Raw genomic sequence first — 23,117 nt, 5'->3', positions numbered from 1 at the left:
CGCTCATCCTTGCGTCTGAGATGACTCAGGTTTGACCTCGACCACTGAGCTGGCACTCCCCGGCTGTGCGCTATTCTCTCTTGTAGCAACACTCAGATAATTCTCGAACTGCTCGACAATCCCCGGCCAACCCTGGCGGCTGGCGTGTTGACGCGCATTCAAGCGTACCCTTCGCAGGGTTTCCTCCTCTTCCAGCAACCAGCACGCTGCATCGATAAACGCCGCCTGATCCCCTGGCATCGCCAGCGCGCCGCTGTGCCCATGACGAATATGTTGCGCGGCTGCTGCCTCATCGTAGGCAACCACTGCCAGCCCTGAAGCCATGCCTTCAAGCACCACGTTGCCAAAAGTCTCGGTCAGGCTTGGGAACAGGAACAGGTCGCCGCTGGCATAGTGCTCGGCCAGTACCTCACCGCGCTGGGCACCACAGAACACGGCATCAGGCACCTGCTGTTGGAGGTTGGCGCGCTGCGGGCCATCACCGACCACGATCAGGCGCAGGCGCTTGTGTGGATAACTCTTCTGCAGGGCGTCCAGGCACGGGCGCAGCACGCCAAGGTTCTTTTCTGCCGCCAACCGCCCGACATGCAGCACGGCGATATCATCCGGGCCAAGCCCCCAGCTTTCGCGCAGCACCTGGCTGCGCCGCGCAGGGTTGAACAGGCAGGCATCGACCCCGCGAGCCAATAGCTCCAGGCGCTCGAAACCACGGCGCTCCAGTTCCAGGCGCTGGCTGACGCTGGGCACCAGGGTGATTGCCGTGCGGCGATGGAACCAGCGCAGGTAATGGGTGAGCAGGCGTGCCAGCAGACCCAGGCCATACTGGCCGGAATACTGCGGGAAGTTGGTATGAAAGCCGCTGACCACCGGCACCCCCAGGCGCCGCGCCGCACGCAGTGCACTCAGCCCCAGCGGCCCCTCGGTGGCGATGTACAGCACATCCGGGCGTTGCCTGCGCCAGCGCCGCAGCAGCTTGTGCATGGACACTTCGCCCCATTGCAGGCCGGGGTAGCCGGGCAAGCCCCAACCGCGGCACAGCAGCACATGCGGATCGTTGTGCACAGGCGCTTCGCCGGCCTGGCGGGGGCGTACGATCTCGATGTCATGCCCACGTTGGCGCAGCCCTTCGCAGAGGCGGCCAAGGGTGTTGGCTACACCGTTGATCTCGGGTGGGAAGGTTTCGCTGACGAGGGTGATGCGTAGGGCGGGTGTATTCATGACAAAAAGTTTCCGCTTGCATCATTGCGCCCATGTGACGGCCTCGTGACGTGCAGGTGACGCCTGATTGCCGGTTGTTGCAACTTTATGAATATTTGCGTGGAGGGCACTCAAGAAGCGAGTACCGGCAGCCGATGAAGATGCATTCGATTACGTGCTGCGCTCCAGGAGAGCGGTAATGTTCAACAACAAGCTCAAGCAAGAAATCCAGCAACTGCGTGAAGACCTGATGTCCGTCGAGCAGGTCAAGAGCAGCCTCGACAGCGAGATGCTGGTGCTCCAGCTCGACCCCCAGGGACGGATCGAGATGGTCAACGGTAACTTCGAGAGCGAGATGCTCTACCGTGCCGACCAATTGCTTGGGCGCAAGCTCGAGGACATTGTCCCGGCCCATGTGAAGACGCTCGACTTCTATCAGCGCATGAAAACCGCGATCAGCCGTGGCGAGCATCTTAACGGGGCCTTCCGCCTGCTGCGCGGCAATGGTCAGGAAGCCTGGCTGCGCTCCATCCTGCAGCCGGTCAAGAACAGCGAAGGGCGCATCAAGTATTTCAGCCTGCACTCCAGCGACCTTACCCGCACCATCGAAACATCGCGTGAGCATGAAAGCCTGATCAAGGCGCTGATGCGCTCCACCGCAGTGATCGAATTCAACCTCGACGGCACCATCCTGACCGCCAACGAACGGTTTCTGACATCGGTCGGCTACCGCCTGGAGCAGATCCGTGGCAAGCATCACCGCATCTTCTGCGAACCGGCCGAGGCCAATTCGGCGGGCTATCAGGCGTTCTGGGACAAGCTGCGCCGGGGCAAGTACGTGGCTGAACGGTTCAAGCGCATCGATGCCCATGGCCGGGTCATCTGGCTGGAGGCCTCCTACAACCCGATCTTTGATGCCCATGATGTGCTGTACAAAGTGGTCAAGTTTGCCACTGTGATCACCGACCAGGTCAACCAGGAGCAAGCGGTTGCCGAGGCGGCGGACATCGCCTTTAACACCTCCCTCAGTACTGACGCCAGTGCGCGCAAGGCCACCGACGTGGTCACGCAGACCGTAAGCGTCATGCGGGGGCTGGAGTCGTCGATGCAGGAAGCGGCCGAAGGCATTCAGGCGCTGGATACCCAGTCGCGAGTGATCGGCTCGATCATCAAGACCATCAGCGACATTGCCGGGCAGACCAACTTGCTGGCGCTTAACGCCGCCATCGAAGCGGCCCGGGCGGGCGAGCAGGGGCGTGGTTTTGCAGTGGTCGCTGATGAAGTACGCCAGCTCGCCTCGCGTACCAGCACTGCTACCGAAGAAATTGCCAGGGTGGTGCAGCAGAACGAGCAATTGGCCCAGGCTGCGGTAGCGATTATCGACACCAGCAAGCGTCAGGCTGAGCAGGGGCTGTCGCTGGCCGATGAAACCGGCCATGTGATCGTCGAGATCCAGGACGGCGCGAAGCGGGTGGTGGATGTAGTCGGGCAGTTCTCCAGCCGGCTCGGGTAGGAGCGGCCTTGCGTCGCGAAAGGGCTGCGTAGCAGCCCCAGCAATGTCTGCGGCGATGCTAAAAAACCTGGGGCCGCTACGCGGCCCTTTCGCGACGCAAGGCCGCTCCTACACAAGGCCGCGCCTGGCGTTAGTCGCGCTCACGCACCCAGAACATCGTAGCCCCGGCCACCGGCACCATCAGCGCCAAGTAGGTGATGCCGCCGAAGCCCAGCGACTGCAGCGCTTGCTGCGCAGCACCTTGTTGTTGTCGGGGTGCCTTAAGGCTGCTCTTTCGTTAGAACTTACTACGAAGTGTCACAGCAAAGTTTCTTGGCTCACCGTAGAAGTTGGCTGCGGTGGTATCCCCAACAGTCTGGTAGTACCGTTTGTCAAAGAGGTTGTTAGCATTCAGCGTGGCTGACCAGTACTCGTCGATTTTGTAGTCGATGCTCCCGCTCCAGATGGTATAGCTGGCCTGGACAAACTTGAACGGCTGCTCATCGCCGTCGAACCGTCCAGAGCTCGGGTTGTAGGCATATGTGGTACCGCTAACGTAGTTCGAGCTTTGTGTAATGGCTCCAGCACCGATCTTCCACGCTTGCAATGGCCCTGGTAATTGATAGGTGCTCCAAAGCTTGAACAGATGCTTGGGGGTAATGTTGCGGTAGTTGGAAGTGCTGGAATCCTTATCGCGGCTGTGGTTGTAAGTGTAACCCGCAATCAATTGCCAATCCGGTTTCAGTTCCCCACTAATCTCCGCGTCAATCCCTTGGCTGACAGTCTGTCCCTGGCTAACGTAGCAGCACAGATAACCTTTATACCGGTTGTATTCAACGGGCCCATCGGCCACTGCAACGTTTTCCTGAACGGCGCGATATAGAGATACGGCAGTGTTCAGTCGACCTTCGAAGAACTCGCCCTTCATGCCGACTTCGTAGTTCTTCGACTCGACTGGAGCGAGCGTGCCGTTATCACGGGTTCGCTCCTGGTATTGAGGGCGGAAAGTTTCAGCATAACTGGTGTAAGCTGTCCAGTTCTGGTTTATGTCATAGGTCAAGCCGGCATATGGCGTGAAGACACCTGTATCTTGGAGTTCACGAAGCCCTAGCTCGCCATTGGGGCTGCCATCCGGTTTGTAATAGGGGGAGTCGCTCTCATACGCGTAGTCTGTGATGCGCCCCCCGAGGGAGAGCTTTAGTGCATCAGTTATGCTCAGTCGAGTCATCGCAAACAGCGATTTCTTCTTGGTGATATGGTAGTCATCTTTAGTGGGGTAAAAGCTAGCACTGGCCGGCAATTGCGGATTGAATACGTCAACCGGTGTACCGTCGCTAGTTGTAGTGTATTGCTCGGTCCAGGCGTTGCCTTTCTGATAGTCTGCGCCAATGACCACATCGTGGTACATGTCAAAGAGGCCGAAGCCGCCCTTGATGGTTGCGCTGTAACCAGTTCGGTCCATGCCGGTCTTGGCCGGGAAGGCCCAGAACGTGCTACCGGTGTTATCCGAAGGGTCGACAGCGCCGATGGAGTAAACGCCCATCGCGTCTCGGTCCATCTCCATTCGCATGGCGTCTAGCGTTATTCCCCAGTCTGGCGTGAAGTTATGCTGAACTCTAATGAAGCCTTGCTGGGTCGTTTCGTGTGTGTGGTTCCAATCAGTGGTCAGCGAGGTGCGGCGGGAGAGTTTCAGGTCGTCGCCGTTGGCATAGCGAGGTAGGCCTGAAAAGTTACTCACACCGTCGTGTTCCTGATAACTACCGCCCAGGGTTAACAGGGTATCCGATGTGACATCGAGCTCCAGGGAGCCGTAGAGAACCTTCGTCTTCATGTTGCCAGGGCTGTAGAAGAATTTTCGGTCCTGATAGGCCGTTCCAAGCCGGCCTCGGACATTGCCTGCCTGGGTGAGAGGGCCGGTTATATCCAGCTCGGAGCGGTAGTTATCCCAGCTTCCTGCTGAGGTGGAGAAGGTCAGCTGATTATGGTCCAGGGCACGTTTGCGTACGAGGTTGATAGTACCGCCGGGGTCACCTGAACCTGAATACAATCCGTCCACACCCCGCAGGAACTCAACGTGATCGAACTGCACCATGTCCAGCTGACTCACTGAGCCAAAGCCCACCATTACAGTGTCCATCGGTGCGCCGCTGTCTATCTGGATGTTGTTGACTTGGAATCCACGGGAATAGAAGTTGCTATCGTTACCCAGCGATGAGCCGGCAGTTTGGCTGGCACGAGAGTGGGTGACACCCGTGGTCTTGTCCATCACATCGGTAAGGCTGGTGAGGTTCTGGTCGTCCAAGCGCTGGCGGGTCATCACCGACACTGAGTGGGGCACTTCTTTAAGGCTTGTGGCGACCTTGCTACCAACGGCAGCGCTGCCGGTGGTAAAGGAACCGGAGTTCTCAGTTACATCTCCGAGGCGATCAGCGTTGACGCGGGTAGCCCCTAATTGAAACGCGGAGTCTCTGTTAGCCTTCTCTGTTAAGAGGTAATTAGCGCCCACCTTGATCACTTGGATGTCGTTGTCACCCAGCAAGGAGTAGAAACCTTCTTCAACGCTGTATTGGCCATGCAGGCCAGCTGACTGGCGGCCCTTTGTCAAAGTAGCATCGAAGGACAATACGACGCCGGCTTCCTGAGCGAACTGATTGAGTGCTACGCCCAAGGAGCCCGGTGCAATACTGTAGGCGTTCAGCGACTGCTTGGCGTGAGCCTGGCTGCCCCCCTCGAGCAGCGGTTGCAGGAGCCCTGCCTGTAGGGCAAGCGTGGCTCCCAAAATCAGTTTGCGAAGGCAAGGTCGTGGTCTGCCGAGAGGCTGGGTGAGGCGTGACATGGCTGCTCCTTCAGGTGCCTTTCTCAGGCGGTTGGAAGAGAGCACGGACGAGTTGCGCAAACCGACAATGGCGATGTGAAATAATTAGGTCGCAGAGGTCAGTTGTACCCAGAAGCGAGTACGGCGGTGTACCTTCAACTTCAATGCCTGAGCGATGACCATCAATGCCCGGTCAATGTCGTCCAGCGGAAATACGCCTGAAACTCTCAGGTCGGCGACCTCATCGCTGCACCGTATGAAGCCAAACCGATAACGCTCCAACTCGACCAAGGCGCGATCTAGGCGCCATTCATTAATGATCAAGCGTCCCTGGCTCCATGCGCTCTCGTTGATCTCAGTAGCCTTAGGGAATGGGAGCTGTCCATTGGCAAAGTCCAGCCCCATACCGGCCTCCACCTTGACGGGGTCTGGTGCGCTGGCACTGTGCACTAACACGGTATGTTCCAGCACCGCTAACCGGGTGTGGTCGCCATACATGCGGACGTCGAACCGGGTGCCGAGGGCGAGCATTTCACCGTGGATGGTACGCACTCTGAACGGGCGGGGGTCTGAAGCGGTTTCAACCAGAATTTCGCCATCATGCAGAATTAGCAGCCGCTCGCCTGCATCGTAGCGGATGTCCACTGCTGAAGCTGTATTGAGGAACAAGCGAGTGCCGTCGGCTAGAACCACATTGCGTCGTTCTCCCACGCCCGTGCGCAGGTCAGCAAGCCATGTCGCAGAGCGTTGATAGCCGTTCCAGGCAAGACCTGCCAGGCCCAGTCCCAATACCACACTTTTGAGTATTACCCTGCGTCCTGCTTCGCCAGTGTTATTGCTCAGGGCATGCCGCGCTAGCCCGCCAGGAACATCTTGTAAGCCCGCTTGCAGGTGCTCTACTCGTTCCCAGGCCCAGGAATTGAGTGGATCTAGCTTGATCCAGCTCTGGAATTCGACCTGCTCTTTTGGGCACTCAGGAGCGGCCCCCAGTCGGGCATGCCATTGAGCAGCAGCACGCAATGCAAGGTGCCTGTCTGACAGGGTCACGCTTCGGCGTCCAATTCGTAGAACAGGCAACGCTCCGTGGCCTTGGCCATGTATTTGGTTACCGAACTTACCGAGATGCCTAGCCGCGCGGCGACTTCGCTATACGAAAGCCCGTCAAGCTGGACATAGAAGAAGGCTTGTCGCACTTTCTCTCCCATACCTTCTAGCATTGCGGCCAGTTGCAACAGCGTTTCCAACACAAGCACACGACGCTCTGGTGAGCACGCCAAGAGCTGAGGCTCATCAGCCATGTATTGCAGATAGGCCTTCTCCAGCTGGCGGCGACGTGACTGGTCAATAATCAACCGTTTGGCCACAGTTGCGAGATAGCTTCGGGGTTCCCGAGGGGCTTTCACCAAAGCGCTACTGATCAAGCGTACGAATGTATCCTGTGTGATATCTGCTGCCTGGTCCTTGTTATCTAGCCGTCTTCGAATCCATGTCAGAAGCCACTGACTGTGATCGCGATACAGAAGGTCTATGTCAGTGTGAGGTGAGGAAGGCAACAGTGATCCCTTGGACACCTGCAACTCCTTGGTTGTGCCAATGCGGATAAGAATTGATCGCGATTGTATGCCGTTAAGCTGCGATTGGGAATTGCCATCTTGCCTAAAGACTTGGGAGCTGAAACGTGTCCGTATTGGGGTTATCAGGTGCTCTGGTTGGACGGTTTCATGACGCGGGTATCGCCTTTCTCACGCACCCAGAACAACGTAGCCCCGGCCACCGCCGCCGGCATCATCAGCACGTTGACCACCGGCACCATCAGCGCCAGGTAGGTAATGCCGCCAAAGCTCAATGACTGCCAGCGCTTGCTGCGTAGCCAGGCAAGCATGTCCTGCCAGCTCATCTTGTTGTTGTCCGCCGGGTAGTCGATGTACTGGATAGCCATCATCCAGACACCAAAGATCAGCCACAGCGGCGCGGCAACCACGTTGACCACCGGGATCAGCGACAGGATGAACAGGCCGATGGCCCGTGGCAGGAAGTAGCCCAGCTTGCGCATCTCGCGGCCGAAGGTGCGCGGCACCATGGCCACCAGCTCAGCCCAGCTGAAGGCGGGGAAATTGTCTTCGCCACGCACCACCACCTCGACCTTTTCGGCCAGAAAACCGTTGAACGGCGCCGCAATGACGTTGGCCACCAGGGTGAAGGTGAAGAACACCATCAGCACCACCAGCGCGACGAACAGTGGCCAGAGAATGTACGTGAGGAAGTTCAACCAGCTGGGCAGGGTCGGCATCAGCGCGTCGACCCACACACTGAACTGATGGCCGGCAAAGTAGATCAGGCCGCCGAACAGCAGCAGGTTGACTGCCAGGGGCAGCAGCACGAACAACCGCAGGTTCGGGCTCAGCACCAGTTTCAGGCCTTCGCGCAGATACTGGGGGCCAGAGAGGACAGGGGCTTGCATCGAGACACTCCGAACATAAGGAAAACGCGCTGACCTTACCGAGTTTGTTGCGCCGACGAAAGGCGGGCGATGCCGGAGAAACCGGCTGTAACAAAAGCATCAGGGCGTTTTTGGTGAATGAAATTGCTGGATAGACGATGCCTATGAGGTGGATTGTCGAAGGATATTTCCTTAATCTTTGCGACCTCGCTACAGTGCGCTCAACTTTTAGGTTTTGGACCAACGCGTTGTAGCCTTCCCCAAGGTTGCGTGGGTCCTTTTTAAATTCCAGCTGGCACCGCCGGCACACCGATGCTGGCCCCGTGCGGCCGGCTCGACAGGAGTTCGACATGTCTGAAGTACGTCATTCGCGCGTCATCATCCTCGGTTCCGGCCCTGCCGGTTACAGCGCCGCAGTCTATGCTGCCCGTGCCAACCTCAAGCCGCTGCTGATCACCGGCATGCAGGCCGGTGGCCAGCTGACCACCACTACCGAAGTCGACAACTGGCCGGGCGACCCCCATGGCCTGACCGGCCCAGCCCTGATGCAGCGCATGCAGGAGCACGCCGAGCGCTTCGAGACCGAGATCGTCTTCGACCACATCAACGCTGTAGATCTGGCCAGCAAGCCGTTCACCCTGAAGGGTGACAGTGGCACCTACACCTGTGATGCCCTGATCGTCGCCACCGGCGCCAGCGCCCGCTACCTGGGCCTGCCGTCGGAAGAAACCTTCATGGGCAAGGGTGTTTCGGCCTGCGCCACCTGTGATGGCTTCTTCTACCGCAACAAGCCGGTAGCGGTTGTCGGCGGCGGCAACACCGCCGTTGAAGAGGCGCTGTACCTGGCCAACATTGCCAGCAAGGTGACCCTGGTGCATCGTCGCGAAACCTTCCGCGCCGAAAAAATCCTGGTCGACAAGCTCAACGCCCGCGTGGCCGAAGGCAAGATCGAGCTCAAGCTCAACGCCACCCTGGACGAAGTGCTGGGTGACAACATGGGTGTGACCGGTGCACGCCTGAAGAACAACGATGGCAGCAGCGACGAAATCAAGGTCGACGGTGTGTTCATCGCCATTGGCCACACGCCGAACACCTCGCTGTTCGAAGGCCAGCTGACCCTCAAGGACGGCTACCTGGTGGTCAACGGCGGCCGCGAAGGCAATGCCACTGCCACCAATGTCGAAGGTGTGTTCGCAGCCGGCGACGTGGCAGACCACGTTTACCGTCAGGCCATCACCTCGGCCGGTGCTGGCTGCATGGCCGCGCTGGACGTCGAGCGTTATCTGGACGGCCTGGCCAACGCCGCGTTCTGATCCATGCCCGAAAAAAAACCGGCCATCTGGCCGGTTTTTTTATGCCTGGAATTTGCTGCGCCTGTTCGGGCCGCTTCGCGGGCAAGCCCGCTTGTGTCTTGGAGAGGGAATAGAATCTGAAGTGAGAGCGGTGAATGGCAAGCTGATAGCCCGAGGTGCCCAGAGCACGTGTGGGAGCAAAAGCTGCCATTCACCGTTCCACTTTGGCGAGAGCCCGAACAGTTGGATGAGGGGCGTAATCTCGAATCACAAGCGTGGGCCAAGCCAAAGCGCTCTCACTCCTTGAGTTTAAGAGGGTTTGGCCATGTCTTCCTCTGTCGGCATCGATGTTTCCAGTGCCACACTTGCTGTTCACATCCGCCCTGAGGGGGTGAACTTCAGTGTTTCCAATGACTTGAAGGGATTCCAACTGCTCGTCGAAAAGCTTGGCGGGTATGCAGTTTCAATGGTCTTGCTCGAAGCTACCGGTGGCTACGAGTGCAATGTCCTCAAAGCGCTGCAGGATGCCGATTTTCCGGTTTGCCGGATCAATCCCAGTCGTGCCCGGGACTTTGCCAAGTCGATGGGTAAACGCGCCAAGACCGATCCCATTGACGCAGCTGTTTTGGCTCACCTGGCTGAAGTTATGCCCCCACGGCCTTGCCAGGTGATGACACCCGAGCGGGCCTTGCTGCGCGAACTGCTTATGCAGCGGGATCGCTTCGTCCAACAGCGCGACGATGACAAGCGGCGCCTGAAGCAGGCGCGGGCTCCCAGTGTTTGTTTGCGGTTGGAACAACACATCGCCTATCTGAAGGGTGAAATTCGAGCGCTGGAACAAGAGATCGCACAGCAGGCAGCAGCTTTGCCTGATGACCGGGTTAAACAGCTCACTCAAGTCAAAGGAATTGGTCTGATTACTGCCGGAAAGCTGATGGCCTTGCTGCCAGAGCTGGGCCAGGTGGATAAGAAGGAAATTGCCGCCTTGGTCGGTGTTGCGCCGTTCAACCAGGACAGCGGCAAGCAGTCGGGCAAGCGTTCAATCTGGGGGGGGCGCTCACAAGTCAGGCGGGCGCTCTATATGGCCTGCTGGGTGGTGATACGGCACAACAAGGACTTCTGCGAGCGCTACAAAGCACTGCGAGCCCAGGGGAAGTGCGCGAAAGTATCGGTGGTGGCGTGTATGCGAGTATTGATAGTGAGGCTAAATGCGATGCTCAAGACCGGAACGCCCTGGAAGGAGCAAATAGCTCATTCGTAGGAGCAAGCCTTGCTGGCGATGCCCGGCACAGCCGGGCCTGGGGCGCTACGCGCCCCATCGCCGGCAAGGCCAGCTTCCACAAGAAGACAGTTGCTCCCACAATGACCCATGTTATCCGGGGTACAAGCGCCGCGCGCCCTCAGAGGCTCAAGCGCATCGACAGGTCAACGGCTTTCACATCCTTGGTCATGGCACCAATGGAGATGTAATCGACGCCAGTCTCGGCAATAACCCGCAAAGTGCTCTCGTTGACGCCGCCGCTGGCCTCAAGTTTGGCCTTGCCTGCGGTGATGCGCACCGCTTCGCGCATTTCATCCAGGGTCAGCTCGTCGAGCATGACGATATCTGCACCCGCATTCAGGGCCTGGCGCAGTTCGTCCAGGCTTTCCACCTCGATTTCCACCGGCTTGCCAGGGGCGATACGGTGCGCCGCCGCCACTGCCTCGGCCACGCCACCGCTGGCGGCGATGTGGTTTTCCTTGATCAGGAAGGCGTCGTAAAGGCCGATACGGTGGTTGTCGCAACCGCCGCAGGTGACCGCATACTTTTGCGCCAGGCGCAGGCCTGGGAGGGTCTTGCGGGTGTCGAGAAGGCGTACCTGGGTCCCTTCGACCATGTCGGCCAGAAAGCGCGCGCGCGTGGCGACACCAGACAACATCTGCAGGAAGTTCAGCGCGCTACGCTCACCACTGAGCAGCGAGCGTGCCGGGCCTTCCAGGTGGAACAGCGGCTGGTTGGCCACCGCCCTCTCGCCGTCGGCTACCTGCCAGTGCACGGCCACCCGTGGGTCGAGCTGGCGGAACACGGCATCGACCCAGGCGGTGCCAGCGATCACGCAGTCCTCGCGGGTAATGATGGTCGCCTTGGCCAGGCGCTCGGCCGGGATCAGCTGCGCGGTGATATCGCCACTGCCGATGTCCTCCAGCAGCGCGCGGCGCACGTTGGCTTCGATTTCAGCGGTCAGGTCGGCGAGGCGTAGGTTCGGCATGGTCGGCTCCACAAGCTAGATGCCGGCGATTATAGGGCAGGGGGCCGGTGTGTACAGCCGCATAGCGAGTGACCTTTGGTCGGTCGGTGTGAGCGTCTGACCCAGAACAGAGTCATTTTCCTGCAAGCGATACGGCGCTGGCAGCTATCAGAATTTTTGCCGATAATGGTGCCCAGTATTTGGCGTCATGGTTTTGACGATTCATTGCACTGACGGGCAAGCGAACCTGCAAGGAGTTCAGGATGCATAAAGAAGGCAAGGTGGTGCCGCTGGCGGCAGCCATCGACCGGGGCGCGCGCACGCCTCTGCCTTGCCTTCCGGTGGTGCTCCTGCAAGTGCGGGACAAAGCTGCACTGCAATTGCGTCAAGGCCTGCAAGGCTTGTTCGACAACGCCGACGACACCCTCTTCGAGATGGCCGACAAGGCCTTTGAACGCTGCGACCAAAACCTGTATTTCGAAGCAATGCGTGATTTGCGTCTGAAGCGCAAAAGCATCGAGCGCGGCTTTCTCGATACGTTCTATGGCACCTTCGCCAGCATCGGCAAGCTCGACCCCCTGGGCGGCCTGGATGGCGGGGAAAGTACCGGCAACAAGAGCCAACGAGAGCGTGCGTCGGCCCTCGATGGCATGGTCGCGCGGGTGCTGTCGCGCGATGGCGTTGCCCTGCAGCAACTGGGCCTGCGCTTGCAGGCATTGCTTGATCGCCCTGTGGGCGAGCAGCAGAACCCAGTTGGGCCCGCCGCCCTGTGCGGCTATTTCCTCGAAGCCGGCCGCAACCTGGGGGTTGGTCTACGGGTGAAGCTGGTCCTGCTCAAGCTTTTCGAACGCTACGTGCTGCGTGATGTGGATGTGCTCTATGCCGAGGCCAACCAGTTGCTCGCCGCAGCCGGCGTGCTGCCCGAGCTGCAACCGGCCCCACGGCGGCGCGCCGAGGACCGGCGCATGAGCGCCGGGCGTCGGCCGGCAAGCCTGGAGGCACAGGGGCAGGTGGGCGCCGACAGTGCGGGGCAAGCGTATTTTGCTTCGCTGCAAACACTCCTGGCCCCGGCGCGGGGGCAGATCGCGCCGCGTTTGCAGGCCGTGGCCGCTGCCCGGCCGATCAGCACCGCCGACCTGCTACGCCTGCTCTCACACCTGCAGCACTATGTACCCGCCACGCAGGCGGCAGATGACTTCGAGCTCGGCCAGCAGCTTGAACAACTGCTGTTGCGCGTAAGTGTGCGCAGTGGCACACGCCGGCGCATCGCCACGGCCGATGAAGACATGATCAATCTGGTCGGCCTGCTGTTCGAGTACATCCACAACGACGACAACCTTCCGGCCAGCCTCAGGGCGCTGATCGCGCGTCTGCATATTCCGCTGCTCAAGGTCGCGCTGCTCGACAAAGGGCTGTTCAGCCGTGCCAGCCACCCGGCCCGCCGCTTGCTCAACGAGATTGCGGGTGCTGCGATCGGTTGGGAGAAGGGGGGTGAAGGATTGCGCGACAGTTTGCATGTGCGGGTGGAGCGAATCATTCAGCGCCTGCTCAACGACTTTACCGAAGACCCGAGCCTGTTCGCCGAGTTGCTCGACGATTTTATCGCTTTCAGCCAGGACGAACGCCGCCGCAACGAGCTGCTCGAACAACGCACGCGCGACGCCGAAGAGGGCCGGGCGCGCACCTTGCAAGCTCGCCAGCAGGTGCAGCACGTGCTCAACCAGCGTCTACGTGGACGGGTGTTGCCGCAGGTGGTGGTACAGATGCTGGTGCAGGCCTGGAGCCAGGTGATGTTGCTGGCGTGGCTCAAGCAGGGCGAGGGCTCCCAGGCCTGGCACAACGCCTTGGCCACCCTGGACGCGCTGCTTGCCAGCATCGCCCCGCACCACGGCCCACAGGCGTGTGAGCAATTGCTGCAAGCGCTGCCTGGGCTGCTCAAGGCACTGCGCGAAGGCCTGGCTGGCGTGGCGCTGGACTCGACCGCTACCCGCGACTTCTTTTTGCAGTTGGAGCAGTTGCACCTGCGCGCCTGCTCCACGTCGCAAGGGCCCCTGGCCGATGACCACCCGGAGCTTGAGGCGGTGCTTGTGGCCGAGGACATCGTGCTGGCACTGGCCGAAGAGCCGGCTTGTGCGCCCCTGCACGTGGCCGACGGCCACGCCTCGGAGCTGCGCCAGGTGCAGCGTTTGCGTATCGGCACCTGGGTCGAGGTGTTCGATGAAGACCAGCCACTGCGCTGCAAGCTGGTGGCGCGTATCGACAGCAGCGATCGGCTGGTCTTCGCCAATCGCACGGGCATGAAAGTGCGTGAGTGGAACATTGGCAGCCTTGCCCTGGCGATGCAGCGGGGGGAAGTGCGGGTGCTCGATGACGGCTTGCTGTTCGAACGGGCGCTGGAAGCGGTGCTCGAAGGGCTGCGGCAACGGCAGGTCCGCTGAACCACCATTACAATGATTCACATGCAAACGGCCTCGGACGCAGGGCATACTGCTGCTCTGTACCCGGCGTTTTTTCAGGATCTGCCCCATGCAATTGGACCGTGCCACCGGCTGGTTCCACGGAATCACCCACTGCCCTTCGCCGAACTTCAATGCACGCCCCGAGGGCGAGTCGATCTCCTTGCTGGTGATCCACAACATCAGCCTGCCGCCAGCGTGTTTCGGCACCGGCAAGGTTCAGGAATTCTTCCAGAACCGCCTGGACGCCAATGAACACCCCTATTTTGCGAGCATCAGTCACCTGACGGTATCGGCGCATCTGTTTGTCGAGCGCAATGGCGCGGTGACCCAGTTCGTGTCGTTGCTCGACCGCGCCTGGCATGCCGGGGTGTCGAGTTTCGACGGGCGCGAGGGCTGCAATGACTTTTCCATCGGCATCGAGCTCGAAGGCACTGACGACCTGCCTTACACCGATGCCCAGTACGCCACGCTGGAGCAGCTCACCCGGCAGATCCGTAACGCCTGGCCGGTCATCAGCCTTGCGCGCATCCAGGGCCACAGCGACATTGCGCCAGTGCGCAAGACCGACCCAGGCCCGGCATTCGACTGGCATCGCTATCGCCAAACCGTGAAGGATAACGAGGACAACCCATGAGTTTTCTGGTTTTGCTGCTGGCACTGTGGGTCGAGAAATTCTCGGCATTGCGCCATCAAGTACAGCGCGACGGTTTTTTCCTGGGTGAGCTGGTGCGCCTGGAGCGTAGCGGCAAGGTGCACCCCTGGTGGACCTTGGCCATTTTGGTGCTGGCGCCGGTGGCGGTGCTGGTCCTGCTGCTGCATGTGCTGGAGCCAGTGGCCTATGGGCTGCTGGCGTTGCCGGTGCACTTGCTGGTGCTGATCTACAGCCTGGGCCGTGGCGACGCCAAGGCGGCACTGGGGCCTTTTCGCGATGCCTGGCGGCGGGGTGATGATCAGGCTGCCCTGCACGTTGCCGAGCGCGACCTGGGCCTGGTGGCCGACGAACCCCATAGCCTGCTGGTGCGCGTGCAAGGCTACCTGCTGTGGCAGGCCTATCAGAGCTTCTTTGCCGTGATCTTCTGGTATTTCGTGCTCGGCCCAGGTGCTGCATTGGCCTATCGCCTGCTGGCGCTGTGCGGTGAGCACAGCAAGCAACCCGCGCTCAAGGCGCGTGCCGAGCAACTGCGGCACATCATGGACTGGCTGCCGGTGCGGGTAATGACCTTGAGCTTCGCGCTGGTTGGTAACTTCGTCGCCGTGACCCGCGTCATGCTGCACGAGCTGCTCAACTGGCACATCAGCGCCGGGCACCTGGTGGCCCGTGTTGGCCGGATTGCCGACGATATTCCCGAGCAGGAGGACAGCCAGCGTGGCCTGAGCCGGTTAGACAGCCTGTGGGAGTTGCTGCTGCGCTGTGCGGTGCTGTGGTATGCCGGGTTTGCGTTGTGGACCGTGCTGGTCTGACCTGCCACGCGGAGCATGGCACCGGCTTCGCCGGTGTTCGCGGGGCAAGCCCGCTCCCACAGCGTCGGTGCTAAATCAATGAGTCAAGTTTTGTTCCATGGGCGAAAGGGCCTGCACTACCAGCCAAATAACTCACAGGCATTCTTGCTGCTGGCGTTAGCCAACAGGTCCACCTCTATGCCAATCACCTCAGCCAACGCCACGGCAATCTCCGGCAGGTGCTCCGGGCTGTTGCGCTGCCCGGGGTACATCACCGGGGCCATGTCCGGCGCATCGGTCTCCAGCACGACACTGTCCAGCGGCAGCCGTGCCAGTGTCTTGCGCAACCGCAACGCCTGCGGCCAGGTAGCCGCCCCGCCAAGACCAAGGCGGAAACCGAGCTTGATGTATTCGCGCGCCTCTTCGTAGCTGCCCGCGAATGCATGGATGACCCCGGCCCGGGCCGGCTTGTAGCGCTTGAGCGTGGCGATCACCTGGGCATGGCTGCGGCGTACGTGCAGCAGCGCGGGCAGCTCGAAGTCGCAGGCGAGCTGCAACTGGGCCTCGAACAGGTCCTGTTGGCGGCCCTTGTCCAGCGTTTCCAGGTAGTAGTCCAGCCCGAACTCGCCCACGGCGCACAGGCGTGGGTCGCCGCGCAGGCGCTCCAGCCAGTCGCGCAGTTGGGCAAGGTGTTCCGGGCGATGCTGGTCAAGATAAACCGGATGCAGCCCAAGGGCTGCAAACACGTGCGTTTCGGCGCAGGCCAGGTCCCATACCCGCTGGAAATTCGCCTGATACACCCCCAGCACCACCATGCGTTCCACTCCTCGCGCCGCCGCGTTGGCCAGCAGGCGCGAGCGGTCGGCGTCGAAGTCGGGGAAGTCGAGGTGGGTGTGGGTGTCGATCAGGCGCATGCTCAGCCCGCTGTAATGCGTTGCTTGAAGGTTCGACCGATGGCGTGCACGCCGGGTTCGTAACGCTCCTCCTCGATGGCTGCCAGGGCCAGCTCCAGCGCCGTAGCAGCAATCAGCCCGTGCTGCTGGGCCATGGCGTTGACCGGAAGTGGCAGGAAGTCGAGCAACTGGTTGTCACCGAAGGTGCCCAGCTGCAGCTGGCGCGAGTCGGCGGGGCGCGCCTGCAGGGTGTCGAACACGCCTTGCAGCAGCACGTAGGAGGTGGTCACCAGGGCATCTGGCAAACCACCCTGTTCGTCGATCAGTTGCTGCATCAGGCGCTGACCGCATTCGCGGCTGAACGCCTCGCCCTGGTAGCGACGTACCTCACCGGCATAGCCTTGCAGGGCCTCGTCGAACCCGCCGGCACGGGCCTGGCTGACCGAAAGCTCCGGGCGCGCGCCGATCAGCGCGATGCTGCGCGGGGCCGCGCTCAGCAGGCTGGCGGCCAACTGGCGGCTGGCGTCGCGATCATCGCTGATGACCGAGCAGAAGTGCGCGGGGTCCAGGCGGCGGTCGATGGCGATCACCGGCAGGCCCTTGTCCTGCAGTTCACGGTAGCTGTCGTCTTCGGCTGGCAGGCAGCTGGCGACAAACAGTGCATCGCAACGACGGGCGCGGAACAACTGCTGCAATTGGCGCTCGCTGTCCGGTTGGTCATCGCTGCTGGCAATCAGCAACTGGTAGCCGCGGGCGCGGGCGCCTTGTTCGAGCTGTTTGGCAATGCGCGCGTAGCTGGGGTTCTCCAGATCCGGGAGAATGAAGCCCAACGTACGGGTATGCCGGCTGCGCAGGCCAGCGGCTTGCGGGTTGGGCGTAAAGCCATGGGCCTCGACCACTGCGCGCACGCGCTCGACAGTGCTGCTGCTGATGCGCTGCTGTTCGGCCTTGCCATTGATGACGTAGCTGGCAGTGGTCACGGACACACCGGCCAGACGGGCGATATCGCTGAGTTTCACCGAATTTTCCTTGTTATTACCGGGGCTGGCTGCGAGGCCAGACCGGATAGTTTGACCCGGAGCTGCGCTCACGCGCAGACGACCATTGTCGCAATTGTCCGACAGGATGGGGCTTTTTCCTCGGGAGATTATCGAGTAACGTGGCCGCCTGGTCAGATTAAACGATTCAGCTGCCAAATTTTCTGCCTCGGCGGCTATCTGTGCAAGGCGGTTGAACTGGCCGTTTTCGTGAATTTCACAACAATACCTCAGTACCCGACCTGGGCACTGCAAAAGGAGAAGGTCATGCTCGAGCTCGCCACAGGGCAAATAGCCATGGGCCAGAAGGCCGCGGACAAGGCCGAGGCATTGCGCCTGCTGGCGGATCAGCTGGTTGCCGACGGCCTGGTCGCCGAGGGCTACCTGCAAGGCCTGCAGGCCCGCGAGGCGCAAGGCTCGACGTTCCTCGGCCAGGGCATTGCCATCCCCCACGGCACACCGCAGACCCGGGACCTGGTCCACACCACTGGTGTGCGCCTGCTGCAGTTCCCCGAAGGCGTGGACTGGGGTGATGGCCAAAGGGTCTACCTGGCCATCGGCATTGCCGCCCGCTCCGATGAACACCTGCGCTTGCTGCAATTGCTGACCCGCGCCCTGGGCGAGACGGACCTTGCCGAAGCGCTGCGTCGGGCCAGCTCGGCCGAGGCCTTGCTCAAACTGTTGCAAGGCGCGCCGCAGGCGTTGGCGCTGGATGCGCAACTGGTCGGTCTGAACCTGCCAGCTGAAGATTTCGATGAGTTGGCCTGGCGCGGTGCGCGCCTGCTGCAGCGCGCCGGTTGCGTCGACAGTGGCTTTGCTGCCGTGCTGCAGCAGGCCGAGCCGTTGCCATTGGGCGAGGGCCTGTGGTGGCTGCACAGCGAACGCCAGGTGCGCCAGCCTGGCCTGGCGTTCATTACCCCGCAGCAACCCCTGCGCTATCGCGATCAGCCGCTTAACGGCCTGTTCTGCCTGGCCAGCCTTGGCGCCGCTCATCAGGCCTTGCTTGAGCGCTTGTGCGAGGTGCTGATCGAAGGGCGCGGGCAGATGCTCTACCAGGCCACCAACAGCCGTGCGGTCCTGCAGGTGCTGGGCGGCGAGGCGCCGGTGGATTGGCCGAGTGCGCGCATCGTGCTGGCCAACCCGCATGGTTTGCATGCCCGCCCGGCCAAGGTGCTGGCGCAGTTGGCCAAGGGCTTCGAGGGTGAAGTCCGGGTGCGGCTTACCGACAGCGCGCAGCCGGCGGTGTCGGTCAAAAGCCTGAGCAAGCTGCTCAGCCTCGGCGCCCGGCGTGGCCAGGAACTGGAGCTGATAGCCGAACCCGGCATCGCCGCTGATGCGTTGCCGGTGCTACTGGCGGCCATCGAAGCAGGCCTGGGCGAGGACGTCGAGCCGCTGCCGCAAAGCCCTGCACCGCTTGCCTGCACGCCGCTGGAAGTGCTTCAGGCACCTGCTGCGGGCAGCCGGATCCAGGGTGTTGGCGCGGCGCCGGGCATCGCCCATGGGCCGGCCCACGTCTGCGTCGAGCGCGCCATCGATTACCCCCTGCGCGGTGAATCCCTCGCCCAGGAACGGGTCAAGCTGCGCGATGCCTTGGCAACGGTGAACAGCGAGCTGCACACCTTGGTGCAGCGCAGCGACAAGGCCATTGGCGAGATCTTTGTCACTCACCAGGAAATGCTCGCCGACCCGGCGTTGGCCGACGATGTCGAGCAGCGCCTGGCCCAGGGCGAAAGCGCCCCGGCGGCGTGGATGGCAGTGATTGAGGCGGCCGCGAGGCAGCAGGAGTCGCTGCACGACGCTTTGCTCGCCGAACGTGCCGCCGACCTGCGCGACATCGGCCGCCGCGTGCTGGCCCAATTGTGCGGCGTGCAGGCGCACGTTGAACCTGAGCAGCCTTATGTGCTGGTGATGACCGAGGTCGGCCCTTCCGATGTGGCCCGGCTGGACCCGAGCCGGGTTGCCGGTATCGTCACCGCTCAGGGCGGCGCGACGGCCCATAGCGCCATCGTCGCCCGCGCCCTTGGCATCCCCGCTGTAGTCGGCGCCGGTGCGGCGATTTTGCTGCTCGATGCCGGCACGCCATTGCTGCTCGATGGGCAACGCGGCGTGGTCAGTGTTGCCCCAGCGGCCGCTGAACTGCAACGCGCCCTGGCCGAGCGCGACCAGCGCGAGCAGCGCCTGCAGGCGGCCTGGGCCGACCGGCATGAGCCGGCAGTCACCCGCGATGGCCATGCCGTCGAGGTGTTCGCCAACATCGGCGAGAGCAGCGGTATCGACAAGGTCGTGGAGCAGGGCGCCGAAGGCGTCGGCTTGCTGCGCACCGAACTGATTTTCATGGCCCACCCCCAGGCGCCGGACGTGGCCACCCAGGAAGCCGAATACCGCCGCGTGCTCGATGGCCTCGGTGGGCGGCCCCTGGTGGTGCGCACCCTGGATGTGGGCGGTGACAAACCGCTGCCTTACTGGCCGATCGCTGCCGAAGACAACCCCTTCCTCGGCGTGCGCGGTGTGCGCCTGACCTTGCAGCAACCGCAGATCATGGAAGACCAGTTGCGCGCACTGCTGCGCGCAGCCGACCAGCGCCCGCTGCGGATCATGTTCCCGATGGTCGGCCAGGTGCACGAATGGCGCGAAGCGCGGGCCATGGTCGAGCGCTTGCGTGAGGAAATCCCGGTGGCAGACCTGCAACTGGGCATCATGGTCGAAGTGCCCTCGGCAGCCTTGCTGGCGCCGCAGTTGGCCCGCGAAGTGGACTTCTTCAGCATCGGCACCAACGACCTGACCCAATACACCCTGGCCATCGACCGTGGCCACCCGAGCCTTTCGGCCCAGGCCGACGGCCTGCACCCGGCGGTGTTGAGCCTGATCGACATGACCGTGCGCGCTGCCCATGCCGAAGGCAAGTGGGTGGGCGTGTGCGGCGAGCTGGCCGCCGACCCGCAGGCGGTGGCCGTGTTGCTTGGCCTGGATGTGGACGAATTGAGCGTCGCCGCCCGCAGCATTGCCGAAGTCAAAGCCCTGGTCCGCCAGGCCGATCACCAGACGGCCCGCGCCCTGGCGCGCGAAGCCTTGCAACAGGACAGCGCCGCGGCGGTTCGCGCGCTGGTGGAGCGTTACTGATGGCCAAGATCCTCACCCTTACCCTGAACCCGGCGCTGGATATCACCATCGGCCTCGATACCTTGCGCCCCGGGCACGTCAACCGCAGCCAGGCCCAACACAGCCATGCGGCGGGCAAAGGGCTGAACGTTGCCCAGGTACTGGCCGACCTTGGCCACAGCGTCACTGTTGGTGGCTTTCTCGGGCAGGACAACCTGCAGCCGTTCGAGGCCTTGATCGACTGGCGTGGCTTTGCCGATTGTTTTGTCCGCGTACCGGGCGAGACGCGCAGCAACATCAAGCTGGTCGAAGCCGATGGCCGCGTGACCGATATCAATGGCGAGGGGCCAGAGGTCGATGAGGCCGCCCGCTCTGCGTTGTTGCGGCGCCTGGAACAGATCGCCCCAGGGCATGATGCAGTGGTGGTGGCGGGCAGCCTGCCCCGGGGTATCAGCCCCGAGTGGTTCCGCCAGTTGCTCGAACAACTGAAGGCGCAAGGCCTCAAGGTCGCCCTCGACAGCAGCGGCGAAGCCCTGCGTGCCGGCCTGCAAAGCGCGCCGTGGCTGGTCAAACCCAATACCGAGGAACTGGGCGAGGTGCTTGGCCTGGACGTGCAAAGCCCAGCGCAGCAACGCGCTGCGGCCGAGCGGCTGTTGGCCAGCGGTGTCGAGCATGTGGTGGTGTCCGCCGGCGAGCAGGGCGTCAGCTGGTTTGCCCGCGACCTCGCCCTGCAGGCCCAGCCACCTAAGGTGCAGGTTGCCAGCACCGTGGGGGCGGGGGACTCGCTGGTGGCGGGCATGGTCCATGGCCTGTTGCTGGGCGAGACGCCTGCCCAGACCTTGTGCCGGGCTACTGCCATCGCAGCCCAGGCCGTGACCCAGGTCGGCTTTGGCATTCGTGACCGCGAGCAACTGATACGCCTTGAAGCCGGTGTGCAACTGACAGAACAACAAGAGGGTTGCCGATGAACATTGCCATTGTCACCGCCTGCCCCAACGGCCAGGTGTCCAGTGTGTTGAGCGCGCGCTTGCTGGCCGCAGCTGCCCAGCGTCGCGGCTGGAGCACCAGCGTCGAGGTGCAGGATGCCGAGCACCCTGAGCGGCAGCTGACGCCGGCGCAGATCAGCGAAGCCGATTGGGTGTTGGTGGTCAGCACCGGGCCGGTGGACCTGGCCCGTTTCGTTGGCAAGCGCGTGTACCAGAGCACACCGTCCCAGGCGCTGGCCGACCGCGAGGGTTTCCTCGACGAGGCGGCGGCCAAGGCTCAGCTGTTGGTGGATGTGCCCAACAGCCCTGTAGCGGCAACGGCCGCTGGCGCACGGATCGTGGCGGTCACGGCCTGCCCGACCGGTGTCGCGCACACCTTCATGGCCGCGGAGGCCTTGCAGCAGGCCGCGCAGCAGAAGGGCTACCAACTCACCGTGGAAACTCAAGGTTCGGTGGGGGCACGCAACCCATTGTCCGCCCAAGCCATCGCCGAGGCCGACGTGGTGCTGCTGGCCGCCGACATCGAAGTCCCCACGGCGCGTTTTGCCGGCAAGCGCATCTACCGCTGCGGCACCGGCATTGCCCTCAAGCAGGCGCACGCCACCTTGGACAAGGCCCTGGCCGAAGCCAAGGTGGAAAACGCTGCTGATGCCGCTGCGGCTTCCAGCACAGGCAAGGGCGAGAAGACCGGCGTGTACAAGCACCTGCTCACCGGGGTGTCGTTCATGCTGCCGATGGTGGTGGCGGGCGGTCTGCTGATCGCCTTGTCGTTCGTGTTCGGTATCGAGGCCTACAAAGAGCCAGGCACCTTGCCGGCGGCGTTGATGCAAATTGGCGGCGAAGCGGCGTTCAAGCTGATGGTGCCGTTGTTGGCCGGCTATATCGCCTGGTCGATCGCCGACCGCCCGGGCCTGGCGCCCGGCATGATCGGCGGGCTGCTGGCCAGCACCCTGGGCGCGGGCTTCATCGGTGGCATCATCGCCGGGTTTCTGGCCGGCTACAGCGCTAAGGCCATTGCCCGTTGGGCACGGCTGCCGAGCAGCCTGGAAGCGCTCAAGCCGATCCTGATCATTCCACTGCTGGCCAGCCTGTTCACCGGCCTGGTGATGATCTACGTGGTCGGCCAGCCGGTGGCGGCCATGCTCGAAGGGCTGACGCACTTCCTCGACAGCATGGGCACCACCAACGCCATCCTGTTGGGGCTGGTGCTCGGCGGCATGATGTGCGTCGATCTGGGCGGCCCGATCAACAAGGCGGCCTATGCCTTCTCGGTGGGCCTGCTGGCTTCGTCGAGCTACGCGCCCATGGCGGCGACCATGGCCGCTGGCATGGTGCCGCCGATCGGCCTGGGCATTGCCAGCTTCCTTGCCCGGCGCAAGTTCGCCCAGAGTGAACGCGAGGCGGGCAAGGCCGCGCTGGCTCTCGGGCTGTGCTTTATCTCTGAAGGTGCGATCCCGTTTGCCGCCAAGGACCCGCTGCGGGTGATCCCGGCGAGCGTGGCCGGGGGGGCCTTGACCGGTGCACTGTCGATGTACTTCGGCTGCAAGCTGATGGCGCCGCACGGTGGCCTGTTCGTGCTGCTGATCCCTAATGCCATCAACCATGCGTTGCTGTACTTGCTGGCGATCGTGGCGGGGAGCCTGCTGACGGCTGTGGTGTATGCGGTGATCAAGAAGAGCGAGCAAGTGGAGCTGGCAGTGGCGCCGGTGAAGGGGTGAGGTAGAGGGGCGCCAAGCGCC

At 62.3% G+C, this 23,117-nt stretch carries 17 protein-coding genes and 1 pseudogene; 9 read left to right on the top strand and 9 right to left on the bottom strand.

Translation table 11 applies throughout. The annotated features are described in order from the left end of the window. Nucleotides 1-3: 3 nt before the first annotated feature. Nucleotides 4-1,218: a glycosyltransferase family 4 protein gene (locus tag OGV19_RS19715; RefSeq protein WP_264310278.1), complete on the bottom strand. Its 1,215-nt coding sequence runs from the start codon at nt 1,216-1,218 to the stop codon at nt 4-6. Between the two features lie 178 nt (nt 1,219-1,396). Between OGV19_RS19715 and OGV19_RS19710 the strand changes: the two genes are divergently transcribed. Further along, on the top strand, nt 1,397-2,710 hold the full coding sequence (locus OGV19_RS19710; RefSeq protein ID WP_264310277.1) for a methyl-accepting chemotaxis protein: 1,314 nt from the start codon (nt 1,397-1,399) through the stop codon (nt 2,708-2,710). A 130-nt stretch (nt 2,711-2,840) separates the two neighbouring features. Here OGV19_RS19710 and OGV19_RS19705 read toward each other — a convergent pair. From OGV19_RS19705 to cysZ, 5 genes and pseudogenes are all read right to left on the bottom strand, one after another. Then, nucleotides 2,841-2,924: pseudogene (locus tag OGV19_RS19705) on the bottom strand (sulfate transporter CysZ); the annotation flags it as partial. A 63-nt stretch (nt 2,925-2,987) separates the two neighbouring features. Then, nucleotides 2,988-5,525: a TonB-dependent siderophore receptor gene (locus OGV19_RS19700; RefSeq protein ID WP_264310276.1), complete on the bottom strand. Its 2,538-nt coding sequence runs from the start codon at nt 5,523-5,525 to the stop codon at nt 2,988-2,990. 84 nt (nt 5,526-5,609) lie between these two features. Beyond that, a complete protein-coding gene (locus OGV19_RS19695; protein WP_264310275.1) occupies nt 5,610-6,551 on the bottom strand; it encodes a FecR domain-containing protein in 942 nt (313 codons plus the stop codon). Further along, nucleotides 6,548-7,075, bottom strand: coding sequence for a sigma-70 family RNA polymerase sigma factor (locus OGV19_RS19690; protein WP_264310274.1), 528 nt, complete (start codon nt 7,073-7,075; stop codon nt 6,548-6,550). The genes OGV19_RS19695 and OGV19_RS19690 overlap by 4 nt, the downstream gene beginning before the upstream one ends. Before the next feature lie 125 nt (nt 7,076-7,200). Beyond that, nucleotides 7,201-7,965 (bottom strand): sulfate transporter CysZ, encoded by a 765-nt coding sequence (cysZ, locus tag OGV19_RS19685; protein WP_264310273.1) that lies wholly within the window; start codon nt 7,963-7,965, stop codon nt 7,201-7,203. Between the two features lie 329 nt (nt 7,966-8,294). On the opposite strand from cysZ, the gene trxB reads away from it, so the two are divergent. Continuing rightward, entirely contained in the window at nt 8,295-9,257 is a 963-nt protein-coding gene (gene trxB / locus OGV19_RS19680) for a thioredoxin-disulfide reductase (RefSeq protein ID WP_264310272.1), read from the top strand. Between the two features lie 304 nt (nt 9,258-9,561). Next, nucleotides 9,562-10,497, top strand: a complete 936-nt coding sequence (locus tag OGV19_RS19675; protein ID WP_264309399.1) for an IS110 family transposase — start codon at nt 9,562-9,564, stop codon at nt 10,495-10,497. Between the two features lie 139 nt (nt 10,498-10,636). Here the strand turns inward: OGV19_RS19675 and nadC are convergent, their stop codons facing one another. After that, nucleotides 10,637-11,485 carry a carboxylating nicotinate-nucleotide diphosphorylase gene (gene nadC, locus OGV19_RS19670; RefSeq protein ID WP_264310271.1) on the bottom strand — a complete coding sequence of 283 codons (849 nt, stop codon included), beginning with the start codon at nt 11,483-11,485 and terminating at the stop codon, nt 10,637-10,639. Nucleotides 11,486-11,727: 242 nt separating this feature from the next. Here nadC and OGV19_RS19665 point away from each other — a divergent pair, with 242 nt between their 5' ends. The 3 genes from OGV19_RS19665 (at nt 11,728) to ampE (ending at nt 15,384) form a co-directional block, all read left to right on the top strand. Next, nucleotides 11,728-13,902, top strand: coding sequence for a DUF1631 domain-containing protein (locus OGV19_RS19665; protein ID WP_264310270.1), 2,175 nt, complete (start codon nt 11,728-11,730; stop codon nt 13,900-13,902). Nucleotides 13,903-13,990: 88 nt separating this feature from the next. Next, the gene (gene ampD, locus OGV19_RS19660; protein WP_264310269.1) at nt 13,991-14,557 is read left to right on the top strand and encodes a 1,6-anhydro-N-acetylmuramyl-L-alanine amidase AmpD; all 567 of its coding nucleotides are present in this window, start codon (nt 13,991-13,993) and stop codon (nt 14,555-14,557) included. Beyond that, nucleotides 14,554-15,384 carry a regulatory signaling modulator protein AmpE gene (gene ampE / locus OGV19_RS19655; RefSeq protein ID WP_264310268.1) on the top strand — a complete coding sequence of 277 codons (831 nt, stop codon included), beginning with the start codon at nt 14,554-14,556 and terminating at the stop codon, nt 15,382-15,384. Before ampD ends, ampE begins: the two co-directional genes overlap by 4 nt. 116 nt (nt 15,385-15,500) lie before the next feature. Here ampE and OGV19_RS19650 read toward each other — a convergent pair whose 3' ends face one another. Together OGV19_RS19650 and cra are read right to left on the bottom strand one after the other, a co-directional pair. Further along, a complete protein-coding gene (locus tag OGV19_RS19650) occupies nt 15,501-16,277 on the bottom strand; it encodes a TatD family hydrolase (protein WP_264310267.1) in 777 nt (258 codons plus the stop codon). A gap of 2 nt (nt 16,278-16,279) precedes the next feature. Next, nucleotides 16,280-17,275, bottom strand: a complete 996-nt coding sequence (gene cra, locus OGV19_RS19645; RefSeq protein ID WP_264310266.1) for a catabolite repressor/activator — start codon at nt 17,273-17,275, stop codon at nt 16,280-16,282. A gap of 285 nt (nt 17,276-17,560) precedes the next feature. Between cra and ptsP the strand changes: the two genes are divergently transcribed. The 3 genes from ptsP to OGV19_RS19630 are packed head-to-tail and all read left to right on the top strand — an operon-like array spanning nt 17,561 to nt 23,096. Next, nucleotides 17,561-20,413: a phosphoenolpyruvate--protein phosphotransferase gene (ptsP, locus tag OGV19_RS19640; RefSeq protein ID WP_264310265.1), complete on the top strand. Its 2,853-nt coding sequence runs from the start codon at nt 17,561-17,563 to the stop codon at nt 20,411-20,413. After that, nucleotides 20,413-21,360 carry a 1-phosphofructokinase gene (gene pfkB, locus OGV19_RS19635; protein WP_264310264.1) on the top strand — a complete coding sequence of 316 codons (948 nt, stop codon included), beginning with the start codon at nt 20,413-20,415 and terminating at the stop codon, nt 21,358-21,360. The genes ptsP and pfkB overlap by 1 nt, the downstream gene beginning before the upstream one ends. Then, nucleotides 21,357-23,096, top strand: a complete 1,740-nt coding sequence (locus OGV19_RS19630; protein ID WP_264310263.1) for a PTS fructose-like transporter subunit IIB — start codon at nt 21,357-21,359, stop codon at nt 23,094-23,096. The genes pfkB and OGV19_RS19630 overlap by 4 nt, the downstream gene beginning before the upstream one ends. Nucleotides 23,097-23,117: the final 21 nt, after the last annotated feature.

Source organism: Pseudomonas putida (assembly GCF_025905425.1).
Taxonomy (GTDB): Bacteria; Pseudomonadota; Gammaproteobacteria; order Pseudomonadales; family Pseudomonadaceae; genus Aquipseudomonas; species Aquipseudomonas putida_AF.
This window is presented reverse-complemented; position numbering and strand designations above follow the sequence as displayed.

Coding starts and splice junctions, on each gene's coding strand:
- OGV19_RS19650 (WP_264310267.1), bottom strand. CDS start 16,277: ATGCGCCTGATCGACACCCACACCCACCTCGACTTCCCCGACTTCGAC.
- OGV19_RS19715 (WP_264310278.1), bottom strand. CDS start 1,218: ATGAATACACCCGCCCTACGCATCACCCTCGTCAGCGAAACCTTCCCA.
- ptsP (WP_264310265.1), top strand. CDS start 17,561: ATGCTCGAGCTCGCCACAGGGCAAATAGCCATGGGCCAGAAGGCCGCG.
- ampD (WP_264310269.1), top strand. CDS start 13,991: ATGCAATTGGACCGTGCCACCGGCTGGTTCCACGGAATCACCCACTGC.
- ampE (WP_264310268.1), top strand. CDS start 14,554: ATGAGTTTTCTGGTTTTGCTGCTGGCACTGTGGGTCGAGAAATTCTCG.
- nadC (WP_264310271.1), bottom strand. CDS start 11,485: ATGCCGAACCTACGCCTCGCCGACCTGACCGCTGAAATCGAAGCCAAC.
- OGV19_RS19630 (WP_264310263.1), top strand. CDS start 21,357: ATGAACATTGCCATTGTCACCGCCTGCCCCAACGGCCAGGTGTCCAGT.
- OGV19_RS19700 (WP_264310276.1), bottom strand. CDS start 5,525: ATGTCACGCCTCACCCAGCCTCTCGGCAGACCACGACCTTGCCTTCGC.
- OGV19_RS19665 (WP_264310270.1), top strand. CDS start 11,728: ATGCATAAAGAAGGCAAGGTGGTGCCGCTGGCGGCAGCCATCGACCGG.
- OGV19_RS19675 (WP_264309399.1), top strand. CDS start 9,562: ATGTCTTCCTCTGTCGGCATCGATGTTTCCAGTGCCACACTTGCTGTT.
- OGV19_RS19710 (WP_264310277.1), top strand. CDS start 1,397: ATGTTCAACAACAAGCTCAAGCAAGAAATCCAGCAACTGCGTGAAGAC.
- cysZ (WP_264310273.1), bottom strand. CDS start 7,965: ATGCAAGCCCCTGTCCTCTCTGGCCCCCAGTATCTGCGCGAAGGCCTG.
- pfkB (WP_264310264.1), top strand. CDS start 20,413: ATGGCCAAGATCCTCACCCTTACCCTGAACCCGGCGCTGGATATCACC.
- trxB (WP_264310272.1), top strand. CDS start 8,295: ATGTCTGAAGTACGTCATTCGCGCGTCATCATCCTCGGTTCCGGCCCT.